Genomic DNA, 15422 nt, shown 5'->3' with positions numbered 1-15422 from the left:
GGTAGAACACGATTCTGTCAGGCCGTCCAGAGATTAACGGTTAATGACCGGTTAACGTGTGACAGCCAAGACCTTGGCCTTTGCTATTTAATACACTGCTTTTCTTCAATTTTCCGCGGTAAGTCGCCGAAGACGATCGCAGCGATGACTCACACCTTTTGATAGCAAGGCGCGGCTACCGTCGATCGTCCGACGCATATCCGGCTAAGATTAGCGAAGAGAATCACTCTACCGGCGTGGGTGAGTCGCCCTCGTTGGCGCCGGCTTAACGACTTCGTTGTGAAGGAGCCGGTATTTGATGCCCATAGCCGAAGCCCAGCCTGCTCACTTCGGACGCCACCCTTTTCCCGCCGAGATCATCGCCCATGCAGGGTGGCTTTGTCACCGTTTTCTGTTTAGTTTTTCGCGATGTTGAAGACCTGCCGGCCGAGCGCGGCATCGACGTTTCATTCCAGACCGTCACAGAATGGCGGCGAAGCTCGGTCTAGAATTCGCTCAGCAGCTGCCAGGGCAAGATCGTAACGATCAAGCTTCCGTCGAGCCGCTAGCTCTTGGAACCGATAGATGCTTTCGCGCCGGAAGCATTAAACGCCATAGATCGCCTGAACGATATCTCGTGGAAAGGCTCCCATGCAGCCTTCGACCGCCGTGTTGGACATGATCGCCGCCGAAATGCCTTCCAAGGGATCGATGAACCAACTGTGTCCATAAACGCCGCCCCAGCTTACCGATCCCTTCGCCATTGGAACCTCCGCCAAGACGGGATCCCGGATCACCGCACCCAAAAAAGAGAATCCTTCTCCTGGTTTGCCCGGGCGCGGGATGTCGCCAATCTGGTTGAGAAGCGCCGCCCTTGCGGTCTCCGCCTTCAAGATGGGCGCGCCGCCGCCGCGAATGGCTTCGAGGAAGGTGATTAGATCCGGCGCCGTGCCCACCATGCCCGCTCCGCCGGATTGGAAAGCCTTCGGATTGAACAGCCTGGTCGGCTCAAAGGTAAGCAGGTTGCCGCTATCATCCGGAACCAAATGGCGATCGCTCATTCTGACGGCCGTCGGAGCGGCATCGGCGTAGGGCGTGGCAAGTCGCTCCGGATCGCTCACCGAAAAACCGGTGTCGCTCATGCCCAGCGGTCCCGCTACATGACGACGCACCGCCTCTTCCAGGCTGCAAGCCTCGATCCGCGCTATGACCGCTCCAAGAACGTCAATGGCGATCGAGTAAGACCAAAGTTTGCCCGGTGCGGCCAGCAGCGGAAAGGTCGACAGTCGACTGAAGTTCTCCTCGAAGTCGAGATCCGTATCGGCGAGGCCAGCGTTGAACATCCGCTCGGATGGCGTGGTTTTGGGATCCGCTCCATAACCGAGACCCGCCGTGTGAGTGAGCAGGTGCTGGATGGTTATATCGGCGATCTCTCCATCTGGCTGCCGGGGTCGGAAATAGGGGAGATAATCTCGGGCGAGGTCGCTAAGCGCCAGCCTGCCCTTGTCGACAAGAGCCAGGGCCGTCGCCGCCACGAGCGGCTTGGTCACGGAAGCGAGACGGAATATCGTCCGCGTATCCGTGGCTTTTTGGGTTTCTCGATCGGCATGACCAGCAGCGCGGCTATAGACGGTCTCTCCGTTTTTGACGACGATCACGACAGTGCCGACGATCTTGCCGGACGTGATCGCCTTTTCGATAACCGCGTCGATCCCTGCCTTCATCGCAACCATCCCTCCCCGTGCTTCCGGATAAGCGGTCGTAGAACCGCATATTCCAGCTTGGTTCGCAAGGCGGCGCGGCGCCGATAGTGTCCTTGTCGAGCTACAAGCGATGCCGGATACCGTGACCTAGACGATCAATCGAGCCGCCCGGCCGTTCTTCCGCTCGGCATCGTTGTAATAGCTGGCGGCCTGCGCGACTGACTTATGCGGGGAGGGCCGCATCGCCTCCCGTTGGGGTATGCCTCGTTCGGCCGCCTCGGTCGGATAAGCCGAGCGCGGGCCGTGTGCCGGGAACGCCTCTGGATCGAGGCCCGCTGGGCTGCGACGCGTTCTTCACAAAAGCACATGTGATCCGCGGATCATCGCCAGCTTCGCTCCAAGGCCATCAATACCTGGTGGGTAATCGCTTCGCCGATCAAGGCGTGAAATTCAGGGCGAACTACTATCGCGTCTCAAGCACGGTTAAGACGGCGCCACCTTTCGACACCGCCTCAGTGTAAACATCGCGCGAATATCCGTTGTGGACGAATCATCACCATCCCTTGTCGAAGGCCGAGTCGGCTCTACTTTGCGAATCATCAATGATTTGTGGGGGTTAGTGATTTTGAGTTATGATTGGAGCGGCGTCAGGACCCGGCGCATCAAGGCGATCAAAATGGCGGTTTCCGTGGGGATCGCCTTGGCGATTCTCGGCACTCCGACGATGCTTTGGCTGCATGGTTCGTTTTGACCACCAAGGCGCTTGAACCGTCCGCGGACGACGCCGAGCAGGTTCATGTCTAGCGCCTTTCGGACAATGGGGTTGGAATGCATAACCCCATTCTTGGCGATGAGAGCGGTCGCTTTCATCGCGAAATGCCGATGTGTTAGGCCTTTTTCTCGACTACCGATCGGCCTGCGAGCCGTGGAATTCCAGATTCTTCGATACATGATCGATAAAACGGGCCAACAGCGGGCTCGCATGTTCGCGATGCCAGCAGATCCCAACCGGCCATCTTGATTCCGGTCCCGTGAGAGACTGTTTGTGGCTGGACCCCGCCAATGCCTGCACGCCACGCCAGGGCAGGAATGCCGCGCCCAGGCCGGCGGAAACGATGGCGTGCACGGTTAGTATGTCGTCGGCATATTGGGCGATGCGAGGCTCGAAACCGGCAAGCGAACACCAGCGCCTGATCTGATCATCCAGTCCCGGTCCGCGCGATGGCGAAAGCGCCACGAAGCCAAGCTCGTTCAACTCCGCCAGCCGATCCTGGGCCGGTATTGTCACCCCGCTTGCAAGCACCAGGGCCAAGTGCTCTTCGATAATGGGCATGAAGGCCAGGCCGCTATCCTCCTCCGGCGCCCGGCAGAAGCCGATATCAAGCCTGCCGTCGAGCAGGCGCTGATGCTGTTCCCGCGATGGCAGATCGTTGAGCGTGATGCTGCAATCGGGCGTCGTCGCACGAAAGCCGGCGATCAGCCGCGGCGCCACGACAAGGGTCGATATTCCAAATCCGACATCGAGGTATCCGGTAAGGCCGGCCATGGCGCGATGCATCTTCCGGTCGACATCGTCGTTCAAATGAAGAAGCGGGCGTGCTTCGCGCCGCAGAAGTTCTCCGAGAGGCGTCAGTTTGGCGCCATGGCGGCCACGCTCGAACAATGCTCCGCCGATCGCGGCTTCCAAGGCTTGAATCTGCTTGGTCAAGGTCGATTGGGTGACGAACAGTTTCGCCGAAGCCTTGCCGTAGTGGCCTGTGTCGATCAATTGAACGAAGGATCGGAGGAGCTTTATTTCCATTCTGTCCAGGAATAATTTCAATCGATAAAGTCATTTTACGAAAGAGAAGCCGCATGGTCAAATTGCTTCATGGCGAAAGGAGCAATCGACATGGCGCTCAAGATTTCATCCGTGCAGTTTCAGCATCGGGCCAATGACAAGGCCTTTAATCTCTCTCGCGTGGAGCATTTCACGGAAGAAGCCGTGCAGGCCGGCAATCAGCTTGTCGTCTTTCCCGAGATGTGCATCTGCGGATATTGGCACGTTCCCAAGCTCGACGGTCCAGCGCTGCATGCGCTGGCGGAGCCGCTCTCCGGTCCTTCGATCAGCCGGGTAGCCGCGCTCGCGCGTAAGAAGGGCATCGCGATCGGCGCGGGCTTCCTGGAATTGGGTGAAGACGGAAAGCTCTATAACAGCTACGCGGTCTGCATGCCGGATGGCCCCATCCATTGCCATCGCAAGCTGCATGCCTGGGAGCATCGCCTCATTTCCAGCGGCGATGCGTTCACGGTCTTCGATACACCTTGGGGAATTCGGGCCGGCATCCTGATCTGCTGGGACAATAATCTGATCGAGAACGCGCGGGCGACCGCGCTGCTTGGCGCCGAACTCTTGATCGCGCCGCATCAGGCTGGTGGCGGGCATTCGGTTAGTCCGCACGGGCTGAAGCGGATACCGGTCGAAAAATGGATCAATCGCCACGAAGATCCGGAGGCGATCGAGGCCGAATTTCGAGGACCAAACGGTCGGGAATGGTTCATGCGCTGGCTGCCGTCGCGCGCCCACGACAATGGAATGTTCCTCGTCTTCAGCAATGGCGTCGGACAGGATGAAGACGAAGTGCGCACCGGCAACGCCATGATCCTCGATCCCTATGGTCGGATCCTGGCCGAAACCTGGGCGGCCGCCGATGCGAGGGTGAGCGCTGAAATCGATCTGGCCTTGCTCGACAAGTGCACGGGCCAGCGCTGGATAAGAGGCCGGCGTCCGGAGCTTTATAGTATCCTGACACAACCCAATGCGAACGGTCTCGCCCCAATGGACGCGCGTTACTCGGAAGCGTCTACCCGCACCGGCGGGTAGGGCGGATTTCCATATCCCGGCCGTCGTCTATTTACCCGTCGTTCCTTCGAGATCGGCATAGACCAGATAGCGCAGCGGTCCCGAGGTCACGGCGTCGAAGGGAAAGCAGGTCGCCAGCACGAGATGGACGCCGCGCGCGTTGGGGTCGATCTCTGCTTCATCCCAGCGGGCAACGGCCATGCGGGTCACGCGGAAAGTGAAGGTCCGACCATCGCTGCGTGTGATGCGGATATGGTCGTTCACACCGATATCTTTCAGGAAAGTGAAATGGGTATCGCGGTGCGCCGCATAGACGGCCGTACCCTCTTGGCCCGCTTGCGGGGTATTGTCGAGATGACCGGGGCCGAAGGCAAGCGCCTGTCCGCTCGCACCCTTGAGCGCGATGGCTAAAACGCCAAGGCGTGGAACTTCGATACGCGCCACCGGCCAGGTGTCGGCCCAGCTCCAGGGCTTGACCGCTGCGCCTGATATCACGCTCTCGGCGAATGCGCGCTCCAGCAGAAGCTGCGCCAAGGCCGCCTTGGCGTAGATCCATCCTCCCTGTGCGGCGAGGAAGAGACCGGCGGCGATGAGAATGCCGGCCGCGAAAGTCAGGAGGGAGCGCGCTGGCGCGCTCCCGATGGTCTGGATGCGAGTGGCGGCGATCATGCCCGGCTCCTTCGCGATGCGAGGACCAGCAGCGAAGCTCCACACAGAAGGGCAAGCAATCCCTGGAGAATGAGAAGCATTCCGGGCGTCGCGGTCTGCGGCAGCGGAACGCCGGCCGGAGCCGGCGCGGAGATGGGTTCAAGCTCCGCATCGCCATCCACACCCTGCGACCTATCAGCTGTCTGCTGATGTTTGTTGTCGGCTTTCGCATCCCGCGCCGCACCGATGCCGAGGAGCTTGTCGTAATCCCAGCCCGCGGGAAGCTGCAATGGAATGTCGGCCTGTGTCAGCGGCGCGTTTGCCGGGCGCAGACGCTTCATATCGACAGCGACGAGACTTGTGAGGCGCGTGACCAGATGATGGTCGAGTGCCAATCGCAGGATACGCTTGTCGGCATCAGCCTGCGTGATCTTGCCGAGCGTGAGATTGACCTCGGCGTCATCGATCTGGCGGCGAGCCCAGATCTTCGAGATGCCCTTGGCATTGCTTGCCTGGTCGAGCGGCAGGGAGATCGTCCACGCGCGATCGCCGATCTCGCCGCTGACGGTCAGGGTTCCGGCTGCCTTTCCCATCCGGGCCGCCAGAACCAGCGGTTCGCCATGGTAGATGTCGGGCAGGAGATTGGGCGACAGGTTGACGTTCTTTTGCGAAAAGGCGGCCGCGACGTCGGTGACAGCCGGGTTCTCCAGCTTGTCGAAGAGGGCGCGCATGTGCTCGTTCACCTCGGCGACCGAACCGATGTGGGTGAAGCTGCCCTGGCCTAGTTCGGCGGCGCGGTTCATCAGGTACGTGTTCGGCGCCGAGCCGATGCCGACCATGAAAATACGAGAGCGTCCCCGCGATTTCGCGATCGCATCGAGAAGCTGCTGCTCGTTGCTGACCTCGCCGTCCGTCAGGAACATGACCTGGCGCAATCCGCTGGCCTGGTGGCTGTCGTCGAGCGCTGCTTGAAGCGGCGGCAGCATTTCCGTTCCGCCGGCGGCCTCCAGGCCGGTGACGAAGCGACGGGCCGAGGCGATATTCTCGGCCGTCGCCATCACCGAATCGGAGAAGAATTTGGTCATCGTGTTGTCGAAGCGAATGACGTTGAAGCGATCATTCGGCTCGAGCCGGGACAGGGCATAATCGAGGCTTGCTCGTGCCTGTTCGATCGAGGTGCCGCCCATCGAGCCGGAATTGTCGATGACGAAGACCACTTCGCGGCCGGCCTTTCGCGGCGTCGCCACCGCCGGCGGCATTACATAGGCAAGCACATAATCATCCTGGCCGACATGTTCGCGGAAGAGGCCGACGCTTGGCATATTGCTCGCGACGGCGCTCCATTCTAGCACGAAGTCGCGATCGGCGGCCGCATCGCCATCAAGGACGATCCGGCGCTCGGTGTCGCTGACCTTGTCGATCTTGACCGCGTGATAGAGGCTTTGGACGTCATCGAGCGGGAAACCGGCGTTGAGATTGACCTTGAGGGTGACGGGGTTGGTGCGATCGCCGCCAGGAGCCATCAGGGGTGTCGAGATGGATTTGTCGCTGACCTCACGCGATGGGCGCTGTTTGGACTGACCCCAGCCGGCCTTTAGATCTGCCTGCTGCGTGATGGGCGATGCGTCTTGCGGGCTGTAGCGCGGTGCGACGACGAGCGGCACCCGCAGGGAGAAGCGACCGTCCGCCAGGCGGACCGACTGCTGATATTCGATCTGCACGACGATCTTTTCATGCGGGCCAATATTCGCGACCGCATTGGTGAAGACATTCGGGCGCTGCTGTTCAACCAGGGACGCTTTCTTTCCTTCTGTGCGCGCTTTCTCGTATATGGCACGCGCGGCCTGCTTCTCCTTGATATCGGCGACTACGACCCGGTTGCCGACGATCATCTTCAGGGAATAGACGGCGCTGTCTTCCGGAAGTGGAAATACGTAGAGGGCTTCGACCCATTTGTCGGTCGTGTTCTCAAAGGCTTGCGTGAGTACCGCGCGTGCCGTCGGTCCGCTGACGTCGAGATCGACATCGGTCGCGAGCCGGGGTGCCTCGATATATTTTCCCTCTTCCTTGGTCTGAAGAAGAAGGCTGCCCGCGCCCATTTCGTCCGGCGTGACGAAGGCTGCGGGTTGCGCGTGCGATTCCAGGGGATGCAGCAGCGCGAAAACGACGGCGAGGACCGGCAGCAGAATGGCATTGCTGAACCAGAGCAGCAGGCCGAATCCGATGAGGAAATTTTGCCGTTTCTGGTAGCGCGAGACGTGTGGCGAGGCTGACATGACAGGCTCCTTATTCGCTGGTGGAATGACTGAAGCCATTGTGAACAAAGGCTATTTTCTCGCCAGCGTAAGCTTTGCCCTCTTTCGTCCGCATCTTGCCGCAAACGGTCTTGCCGGTTACGGCCATGTGTGGAATTGTGAAGAAAATTACGCAATCAGGAAACGAGTGAATGGTCCAGGGCGACCCCTATTTGTCCGACAGCCAGAACAGCGCCGTGGCGGCGCGGGTTCGCGAGGAGATCGCCCGACGGCGCATTTCCAGGCAGCGTCTCGCCAATGATGCGCGCATTAGCCTTTCGACCTTGGAGAAGGCTCTTTCGGGCCACCGGCCCTTCACGCTGGCGACTCTCATTCGGCTGGAGCAGGCGATGGGCGTCGTGCTGCGGGAACCCGCTGGAACGCAAGCCCCCATCGTAAAGGAAAGGCCCGGCCATGCCCCCGAGGAACTTGGTGCCTATTCCCGCGCCTCGGTTTCCTGGCTTGAAGGCACCTACCTGACGCTCCGTCCGTCCTTCGGCGATGCGAAGGCGATTTTCGCCTATTGCACCGAGATCGCCTGGGATGAAGACGGGACCTGCCTGAGCTTCCGCGAACGCGAGCGCAGCGATGCCTCGTTTTCACAGCAGGGCTCGGTGTCGGTGCCGCACCTGTCGGGGCATATCTATTTGGTGACGAATTCGTCGGGGCAGTATCGCATGGCGATATTGTCGAGACCCAGTATCACCGGCGAGATGTTCGGCTTGCTGACGACATTGCGCGCCGGGCAGGGCTCGCATCTCACACCCGTCTCGACGCCGCTCGCCCTCCTGCCGATGGCGGCATTCGCGCAACCGTCGCTGGGCCGCGTCCTGGCGGGCGATCAGAATCACCAGGCATATTCGGCCATCATGCATAGAATTACCGGAGAAAATTACGCCGGCTTCATCGGGTAGGGGCGCCCTTAGCGGGCGTCATGAAAGATGATGCCGACAGTGTGGCGCTTGCCTGAGCGGACCCGGCTTACCCCGTGCCTGAGATTGACACGGTAGTTCCCCTTGGTTCCCCGCACGGGCCGATTATGGACTGCGAAGGCGACGGCATCACCTTGTCGAAGCGGCACGACGTCCACGCGGCTTTGCATGCGCGGCCGCTGTTCGGTCAGGACAAACTCACCACCGGTGAAATCCCGCCCCGGCTCGGACAGCAGAATGGCCACCTGGATTGGGAAAGCGAGTTCGCCGTAGAGGTCCTGATGCAGGCAGTTGAAGTCTCCCGGCACGTATTGCAGCAGCAGCGGCGTCGGACGCCGCTGACCGGCCTCGTGGCATTGCCTCAGGAAGGCGGCATGCTCATCGGGATAGCGTTCCTCAAGGCCCATGCGTTCATTCCACCGGTTTGCGATATCGGCGAGACGAGGATAGAGCGCGGTGCGCAATCCACCGAGAAGCCCCGGCAGCGGATAGTTGAAATAGCGATATTCGCCTCTTCCGAAACCGTGGCGCGCCATGATGACGTGGCTGCGGAAATGACGTTCCTCGGGATAAAGGCGGGAGATTGCGTTGCATTCATCGGGTGCGAGAAGCTTCGGAAGGACGGCGCAGCCGAAGCCGTCAAGTTCTCCCGCCAGCGACGGCCAATCATAGGCGTCGACCCGGGCCACGATGGGGCTTTCCAAGGAACCCGGAGCAAAAGTAGAGATCGATACGTTCATGTTCATATCCTCGGTCTGGGCGGGCTTTCGAGGGCGTTCGAGGCCTGCGAATGCCGCGATAACCTGGAGCCTAGCGCCTGAACCGGAGCTGCCGCCACCCGATTTCCGATGAGCGGCTCACACGAATGGGCCTCGCCGGCTACATTGCGATACAATCGCGCCGTTTCCTGAAATCTCGCGGATACAATTCCAGGCGATCTTCCCGCGAGATCATCCATCAGGCAGGAGGCCAGAATGAAATTTGCGTTCCTCGGTGCATTTGCCGTCTCAGGCCTTGCCGTCGGCGTCGCCGCTTCGCAATCGGCGGGTTCCGCGACGCTGCCGGAAAATGCCTCGCCGATCTATGGTGTGACCATACCGGAAGGCTATCGGGACTGGAAATTCATCGCGCCCGCGCAGGAAGCTCCGCCGCTCGACGAACTTCGCGCCGTGCTCGGCAACGATATCGCCATTGAGGCCTACAAGAAGGGCACGCTGCCTTTCCCGGATGGCTCGATCCTCGTCAAGCTGGCCTACAAGCGCAAGCAATCGACGGAGTTCGCGCCGGCAACGGTGCCGGGAGCGCCGACGACGGTTCAGGTCATGGTGAAGGATTCCAAGAAATATCCCGACAGCCACGGTTGGGGTTTCGGGCGGTTCGTCGATGGCAAGCCGGTCGATCTCGCCCAACATGAAACTTGTCTCAGCTGCCATGTCGGTAACGTTAGGGATCACGATTACGTCTTCACGCGCTATGCGCCGTAAGGTGCGCTAACGCGATTAAGTGGAATTGGCCGGCCTGATCTCATCATAGGCGGCCGGACGGCTATCCATGGTTCTCCTCCCGCCGAGATAGCCGCCTCTATTTGGCCGATGGGCGAGGTTGCTCCGAGCAAGCAGCCATCGAACCGCTTCCATCTTCACGGAAGACAACTTTCACAAACCCGCGCAATCTCCACGGTGCTGCCTCGGGAGAAGTCTCCAAAATTCTTCTTCGCCGGCTAATTGGGCAGGTTCCGGAATTCGGGGCCTGCATTTTGTCGGTGGCAAAGTCAACGCGCGCAGTTCTGTATTCCATTGTAGCCTCGGTCGATCCGGACACGGAAGGATACAATTTGGCTGAGTTGAGGACACAACCGGGATACACGCCGAAAGCATAACTTCGCGGCATTCAACAAACCTCCCAAACTTTTTGGAGATCCTGATGTCGCCTTTATCCTTCTCAATGAACAGACGTGCCTTTGTGACCGCCGCTGCCGTCGCTGGAGCAGCGTCGCTCCTGAAGCCCGCCATGTCCTTTGCCGCATCGGACGCCTTGCCTGATGGTGTGAAGCCGTTCAAGGTCCATGTTCCCGACAGCGCGATCGCCGAGTTGAAGCAAAGGCTTGCGACGGCACGCTGGCCGCTCAAGGAAAATGTCGCTGACGATTCTCAGGGCGTGCAGCTCGAGCGTCTGCGCGATCTCGTCGAATATTGGGCCGACGGCTATGATTGGCGAAAGGTGGAACAGAAGCTCAATTCCCTGCCGATGTTCGTGACCGAAATCGACGGGCTGGATATCCACTTCATTCACGTGCGCTCCCGGCACGAAAACGCGATGCCGCTGATCATGACCCATGGCTGGCCTGGCTCGATCCTGGAAATGCTCAAGGTGATCGATCCCTTGACGAATCCGACAGCGCATGGTGGCAGCGCCGAAGACGCCTTTCATCTCGTTGTGCCATCGATCCCCGGTTTCGGCTTCTCCGGTAAGCCGACGGCGAGGGGGTGGGGCTCTGACCATATCGGCCGCGCTTGGGGCACGCTGATGCTTCGTCTTGGCTACGAGCGCTTCGTCTCGCAGGGCGGCGACTGCGGCTCCGTCATCTCCCAGCGCATGGCGCTCCAGAACGTACCGGGATTGCTCGGTATCCATCTCAATATGCCTGGGATCGTCCCCAAGGAGATTGCCCATATTCTGGCTGCTGGCGATCCCGCTCCGGCCGATCTGACGGATAAGGAGCGTGCCTGCTTCGACAAGTTGGCGGAGTTCTACCGCGATAGCTCGGGCTATGCCAACATGATGGTCACCCGTCCGCAGACCATCGGTTATTCGCTCGTCGACTCGCCGGTGGGTTTGGCTGCCTGGATCTACGACAAGTTCGCCACCTGGACTTATAGCAACAAGCAGCCGGAAAAGGTCCTGACCCGCGACGAGATGCTGGATGACATCTCCCTTTACTGGTTCACGGAAACCGGAACCTCCGCGGCCCAGATCTACTGGGAAGACCATTCCAACAACTTCAATGCCATCCAGATTCCGACCCTGCCGGTCGCGGTCAGTGTCTTCCCGGGCGAAATCTACCAGGCACCAAAGACCTGGACCGAGCGCTGCTATGGCAACCTGATCTACTTCCACGAAACGGACAATGGCGGGCATTTCGCGGCTTGGGAGCAGCCGACGATCTTCACCAACGAAGTCAGGGCGGCATTCCGCTCACTACGCTAAGCGGACGATGCATCTGACTTGGTGGAGGCACCCGCGGGCAAACGATGCCCCACGCTTGGCCGCGGAAGAGGGGGAAGCGTATAGCCTTCCCCCTCGCCAGCCGATAGCGGATGCTGGCTGATTTGATCCAGCCGATTCTCGCTGGATCGCTGAGTCCTTACGCAAAGGCGCTTCGGCGTCCGGAAAGCGAACCCACACCCATCAGGCCGGCCAGGATGACCGGGATGCACACCAGATAGGCGGTGCGAATGCCGGCGTGTTCGGCAATGAATCCAAGCAAGGGCGGCGCCAGGAAGAAGACGACAAAGGACATCTGGCCGAGGGCCGCGACGTTGACATGGGCCGGGCGGTCAGTGCGCTGGGCGGCGGCCGAGACCACAAGCGGATAGACCGCGCTGCAGCCGGCGCCCATGAAGGCAAATCCCAGAAGCGCGACGTTGGGGTGAGGTGCGAGCCAGACGGCGCAAAGCCCGGTTATCGCCAGGAGCATCAGGGAAAGCGCGACGTAGCGGGAGCCGTAGCGATCGACGAACCCGTCGGCGAACAATCGCGTCAGTGCCATGAAGAAGGTGAACAGCGTCAGGCCGAGGCCGCCGACGAAGGGTTCGACGTGAAAGACGTCGCGCATGTAGATCGCCGACCAGTCGATGCCGGCACCCTCGACCAGGAATGCCGCGATGCCGATGACGCAGAGCGGCAAAAGGCCGAGCGTCGGCAACGCGATGTGATGGGTCTCGACATGATCCTCGGTCGGGCGGGCCGGCGCGTTGCGCATGCCGGCAATGGTAATCGAGCCGACGATGAGGACGAAGATAAATGTCAGGCCGAGATGCACGTGCATCGGCACGCCCTCCTGCCGGATCACCGACGACACGAGTGCCGTCACAAAGAAACCGAGGCTCCAGAACCCGTGCGCCCGACTCATGACGCCGCGGCCGAGCTGGGCCTCGATGCGATCGATCTCGACGTTGAGATTGATCTCGAGCGCACCTGCCAGCAATCCCTCGCAGAAGAGGACAGCGAAGACCAGCGGAGCCCAGCCCATCCACGGCACGAGCGCGAGGGATGCGGAGGTTCCGAGCACGGTGATGAATGCCGTCTTGCGCGTGCCGAGGCGTGCGACGATCGGGGAGACGAAGGTGAGTGATATGAGCGCGCCGATCGCCGCACCGATCAGTGTCAGGCCGAGCTCGGATTTGTCGATGCGCAAGGCATCCTGCAGATCGGGAAGGCGCGAAAGCATCGCGCCCATCGAGACCGCGAACAGGAAGAAGCAGACATAAATTCGCTGCTGCGGTTCAAGACGCATTTCGGCGCTCCAGGAAATCTGAACACGAGAGATGGAAAGGGTCTATCCGAAAGCAACCTGCGCTGGCAATACGAAGGCTCTTAATTCATCAGACAAATTAGAAGCGTGGGCTAATTCGGCAAGTGCGCGCGACCGATCAGAAAAAACCCGCGACTGGACAAAAAAATTCGCCGACCTAACTCAGCCGGCGGGACACGCATAAATCGCATCGCTCTCATTTTTCATCCTTCGTCAACAGATCAGGAAACGGCAGATCAGATATGGGATTAGCACCGCTCACCAGGCCGGCGGGCCAGACGTCGCAAACGGATTTGAACAGCTACAGGCTGATACCGCTCTCCAGTTGCCCGATTCTAGGCAGCAGTGCGGCATCGGGACTGCCGTCCGGCGTCGTTTTTTCCGGCCGGTCCTTCGAAGCGGCAAGCGACAGCGCCCTATCCTGCTGCGGTCGCTATAACCTGAGGAACAGCCTGCATCAGGGCGTGGCCGCGATCGGCGATGACGGACATCTGATCTTTGCCGTCAACAGCTGGGTGAGCGGGCAGCGCTGCACGGTCATGGGTGCCTTCGACCCCATGGGCAAGCCAGTCGCGCCGACCAGACCCCAGCAGGATTTGCTTGGAAAATATTTCCAGTCGCCCGAGCGTCCCATCGTTCTTGATTCAAAGGCGAAGAGCGACATCGGCTTCAAGACGAATGGGCTCAATCCGAACGTTGGCGTCTATGTCGGCAACAAGACGATCATCTTCGACGTCAAGGCACGGTCGTCGGATGGTAAGACCGAAGGCAGCGCCACGATCACGACCGATTTCAACGGCAAGGTTCAGGATCAACTCTACGAGCTGTCGACCAAGGGTAACAATTCGTCCCTGAGTGGCAGCTATGAACGCAGAGGCACCCAGACAGCGGAGAGCCTCAAAGCATCATGGGACAAATGGTCCTTGGAGGGCAAGCATTCCCAGGATGGCACAAGCAGGAACCGCGAGCTCAATCTTTCCTATCGCGCCACGGATAAGATAACGATCAAGGCCTCCTGGAGGCCGGACGTGAAGCCGCCATCCACGCCTCCGCGCATAAGCGACTATTCGATCTTCTCGGCCACCAACCCCAATCCGCCGCCGACCCCTCCCAACTATAGCAACTACATGATCACGCTCGAAATCAAACTGCCCTGAGCAAGGCTGTTTCAATTGAGTTAGGCCGTCCGCGGCGAAAGACCGTGGACGGCTTGATTTTAGCGGGCAGGGCATCGAGAAATTTTGATGCTTGATACGGTGGCCAGTGGATTGATCATGCGCCAAAATTTGCCGGCAGCGACGACGGCTTGCGTGTGCCGATCAACACCAGCGCCAGGCCGGCGGCGGCCAGCAGACCTCCGGCGATCGAGACCGCCGCATAGCCAAAACCAAGGCTGATGACGGCGGCACCCGTTGCGGCTCCAAGGGCGTTACCAAAATTGAAGGCTCCGACATTGATGGAGGAGGCAAGGCCTGGCGCTTCCGCCGCCGCTTCCATGACGCGCATCTGCACGGGCGGAACGATCGCGAACGCCGCGCCACCCCAGAGAAGCAGGCCGATGGCGGCTCCTGCGTGGGTGATCATTGCCAATGGCAGCGCGAACATGATCGCCGCGAGCAAGGCCAGGAAGATCTTGGTCGCGCCGTCGAGCGACCAGTCGGCCAGTCGTCCGCCAAGCCAGTTGCCGATCGTGAAGCCGATGCCGATCAGCACCAGTCCGAGGGTCACGAAGCTATTGGAAGCGCCGGTGAGTTCGGTAAGCGTGGGAGCGACATAGGTGTATAGCGAGAACATCGCGCCCGCGCCCATGACGGTGGTCGCCATGGCGATGAGAACCGTAGGATGGGTGAGCACGGCCAGTTCCCGCCTGATATCAGGCATGGCACCGCGCTCGCCTTTCGGAAGAGCGATCCAAAGCGCGGCGATGGCGGCGACACCGATCAAGGCGGTTCCAGCGAAGGCCATGCGCCAGCCGATCGCCTGACCGACCCAAGTCGCGGCCGGCACGCCGCCGATATTGGCGATCGTCAACCCCATGAACATGGCGGCGACCGCGCTTGCCTGTTTTTCCTTCGGTACCACGCTTGCCGCCACGACGGCACCCAGGCCAAAGAAGGCGCCGTGGTTGAGGCTGGTGACGAGCCGGGCAAGCAGCAACGTGAAGTAGCCCGGCGCCATCGCCGACATGAGATTGCCGATCGTGAAGATGCTCATCAGCAGCATCAACGCCGTGCGCTTGCCGAAGGGGCTGAAGGCGAGCGTCATGAAGGGGGCGCCGACCATGACGCCGATCGCATAGGCACTGATGAGGAGGCCTGCCGTCGGGATCGAGACATCGACCCCCTTGGCGATGACCGGGAGAAGTCCCATCGGCGAAAACTCTGTCGTGCCGATGCCGAAGGCGCCGATCGCAAGCGCGAGAAGAGCCCATCGGGCGTGAGAGGGTGTTTGGGCCTTTTCGGCCGTCGAAATCTTGGCGTCCATGTTGAA

General features: G+C 60.4%; 13 protein-coding genes and 2 pseudogenes. 6 read left to right on the top strand and 9 right to left on the bottom strand.

Annotated features, from left to right (window positions below):
• Window positions 1-298: 298 nt before the first annotated feature.
• Window positions 299-505: pseudogene (locus AC13RC_RS23595) on the top strand (IS6 family transposase); the annotation flags it as partial.
• A gap of 79 nt (window positions 506-584) precedes the next feature.
• Here the strand turns inward: AC13RC_RS23595 and AC13RC_RS23590 are convergent.
• The 4 genes and pseudogenes from AC13RC_RS23590 to AC13RC_RS23575 all read right to left on the bottom strand — a co-directional run bounded on the left by AC13RC_RS23590 (window position 585) and on the right by AC13RC_RS23575 (window position 3483).
• Window positions 585-1703, bottom strand: coding sequence for a serine hydrolase domain-containing protein (locus AC13RC_RS23590; RefSeq protein WP_488558596.1), 1119 nt, complete (start codon window positions 1701-1703; stop codon window positions 585-587).
• 126 nt (window positions 1704-1829) lie between these two features.
• Window positions 1830-2024, bottom strand: a pseudogene (locus AC13RC_RS23585) (integrase); the annotation flags it as partial.
• Window positions 2025-2312: 288 nt separating this feature from the next.
• Complete coding sequence (locus tag AC13RC_RS23580) at window positions 2313-2480, bottom strand: hypothetical protein (RefSeq protein ID WP_156090777.1); 168 nt, start codon at window positions 2478-2480, stop codon at window positions 2313-2315.
• A 106-nt stretch (window positions 2481-2586) separates the two neighbouring features.
• Entirely contained in the window at window positions 2587-3483 is an 897-nt protein-coding gene (locus AC13RC_RS23575) for a LysR family transcriptional regulator (RefSeq protein ID WP_183814142.1), read from the bottom strand.
• 90 nt (window positions 3484-3573) lie between these two features.
• On the opposite strand from AC13RC_RS23575, the gene AC13RC_RS23570 reads away from it, so the two are divergent.
• Window positions 3574-4545, top strand: a complete 972-nt coding sequence (locus AC13RC_RS23570; protein WP_183814141.1) for a nitrilase family protein — start codon at window positions 3574-3576, stop codon at window positions 4543-4545.
• A 27-nt stretch (window positions 4546-4572) separates the two neighbouring features.
• Here the strand turns inward: AC13RC_RS23570 and AC13RC_RS23565 are convergent, their stop codons facing one another.
• Window positions 4573-5193 carry a class GN sortase gene (locus AC13RC_RS23565; protein ID WP_183814140.1) on the bottom strand — a complete coding sequence of 207 codons (621 nt, stop codon included), beginning with the start codon at window positions 5191-5193 and terminating at the stop codon, window positions 4573-4575.
• The gene (locus AC13RC_RS23560; protein ID WP_488558595.1) at window positions 5190-7448 is read right to left on the bottom strand and encodes a marine proteobacterial sortase target protein; all 2259 of its coding nucleotides are present in this window, start codon (window positions 7446-7448) and stop codon (window positions 5190-5192) included. The genes AC13RC_RS23565 and AC13RC_RS23560 overlap by 4 nt, the downstream gene beginning before the upstream one ends.
• Before the next feature lie 170 nt (window positions 7449-7618).
• Here AC13RC_RS23560 and AC13RC_RS23555 point away from each other — a divergent pair, with 170 nt between their 5' ends.
• The gene (locus AC13RC_RS23555; RefSeq protein WP_113421304.1) at window positions 7619-8380 is read left to right on the top strand and encodes a helix-turn-helix domain-containing protein; all 762 of its coding nucleotides are present in this window, start codon (window positions 7619-7621) and stop codon (window positions 8378-8380) included.
• Between the two features lie 8 nt (window positions 8381-8388).
• On the opposite strand, the gene AC13RC_RS23550 is transcribed toward AC13RC_RS23555, so the two are convergent.
• Window positions 8389-9138 (bottom strand): 2OG-Fe(II) oxygenase, encoded by a 750-nt coding sequence (locus AC13RC_RS23550; protein ID WP_371865533.1) that lies wholly within the window; start codon window positions 9136-9138, stop codon window positions 8389-8391.
• Window positions 9139-9372: 234 nt separating this feature from the next.
• Here AC13RC_RS23550 and AC13RC_RS23545 point away from each other — a divergent pair, with 234 nt between their 5' ends.
• The gene (locus AC13RC_RS23545) at window positions 9373-9882 is read left to right on the top strand and encodes a cytochrome P460 family protein (protein ID WP_113421306.1); all 510 of its coding nucleotides are present in this window, start codon (window positions 9373-9375) and stop codon (window positions 9880-9882) included.
• Between the two features lie 439 nt (window positions 9883-10321).
• Window positions 10322-11605 (top strand): epoxide hydrolase family protein, encoded by a 1284-nt coding sequence (locus tag AC13RC_RS23540; RefSeq protein WP_488558594.1) that lies wholly within the window; start codon window positions 10322-10324, stop codon window positions 11603-11605.
• A gap of 157 nt (window positions 11606-11762) precedes the next feature.
• Here the strand turns inward: AC13RC_RS23540 and AC13RC_RS23535 are convergent, their stop codons facing one another.
• Entirely contained in the window at window positions 11763-12914 is a 1152-nt protein-coding gene (locus AC13RC_RS23535) for an MFS transporter (RefSeq protein WP_488558593.1), read from the bottom strand.
• 260 nt (window positions 12915-13174) lie between these two features.
• Here AC13RC_RS23535 and AC13RC_RS23530 point away from each other — a divergent pair, with 260 nt between their 5' ends.
• Complete coding sequence (locus AC13RC_RS23530) at window positions 13175-14089, top strand: hypothetical protein (RefSeq protein WP_488558592.1); 915 nt, start codon at window positions 13175-13177, stop codon at window positions 14087-14089.
• Between the two features lie 115 nt (window positions 14090-14204).
• Here the strand turns inward: AC13RC_RS23530 and AC13RC_RS23525 are convergent, their stop codons facing one another.
• Window positions 14205-15416, bottom strand: coding sequence for an MFS transporter (locus AC13RC_RS23525; protein WP_488558591.1), 1212 nt, complete (start codon window positions 15414-15416; stop codon window positions 14205-14207).
• Window positions 15417-15422: the final 6 nt, after the last annotated feature.

It is taken from the genome of Martinezella sp. CNPSo 3890, from assembly GCF_057784455.1.
This window is presented reverse-complemented; position numbering and strand designations above follow the sequence as displayed.

Excerpts from the sequence above, each read along its gene's own strand:
- AC13RC_RS23535 (WP_488558593.1), bottom strand. The coding sequence starts at position 12,914 with ATGCGTCTTGAACCGCAGCAGCGAATTTATGTCTGCTTCTTCCTGTTC.
- AC13RC_RS23560 (WP_488558595.1), bottom strand. The coding sequence starts at position 7,448 with ATGTCAGCCTCGCCACACGTCTCGCGCTACCAGAAACGGCAAAATTTC.
- AC13RC_RS23545 (WP_113421306.1), top strand. The coding sequence starts at position 9,373 with ATGAAATTTGCGTTCCTCGGTGCATTTGCCGTCTCAGGCCTTGCCGTC.
- AC13RC_RS23525 (WP_488558591.1), bottom strand. The coding sequence starts at position 15,416 with ATGGACGCCAAGATTTCGACGGCCGAAAAGGCCCAAACACCCTCTCAC.
- AC13RC_RS23590 (WP_488558596.1), bottom strand. The coding sequence starts at position 1,703 with ATGAAGGCAGGGATCGACGCGGTTATCGAAAAGGCGATCACGTCCGGC.
- AC13RC_RS23540 (WP_488558594.1), top strand. The coding sequence starts at position 10,322 with ATGTCGCCTTTATCCTTCTCAATGAACAGACGTGCCTTTGTGACCGCC.
- AC13RC_RS23555 (WP_113421304.1), top strand. The coding sequence starts at position 7,619 with ATGGTCCAGGGCGACCCCTATTTGTCCGACAGCCAGAACAGCGCCGTG.
- AC13RC_RS23550 (WP_371865533.1), bottom strand. The coding sequence starts at position 9,138 with ATGAACGTATCGATCTCTACTTTTGCTCCGGGTTCCTTGGAAAGCCCC.
- AC13RC_RS23580 (WP_156090777.1), bottom strand. The coding sequence starts at position 2,480 with ATGAACCTGCTCGGCGTCGTCCGCGGACGGTTCAAGCGCCTTGGTGGT.
- AC13RC_RS23530 (WP_488558592.1), top strand. The coding sequence starts at position 13,175 with ATGGGATTAGCACCGCTCACCAGGCCGGCGGGCCAGACGTCGCAAACG.
- AC13RC_RS23575 (WP_183814142.1), bottom strand. The coding sequence starts at position 3,483 with ATGGAAATAAAGCTCCTCCGATCCTTCGTTCAATTGATCGACACAGGC.
- AC13RC_RS23565 (WP_183814140.1), bottom strand. The coding sequence starts at position 5,193 with ATGATCGCCGCCACTCGCATCCAGACCATCGGGAGCGCGCCAGCGCGC.
- AC13RC_RS23570 (WP_183814141.1), top strand. The coding sequence starts at position 3,574 with ATGGCGCTCAAGATTTCATCCGTGCAGTTTCAGCATCGGGCCAATGAC.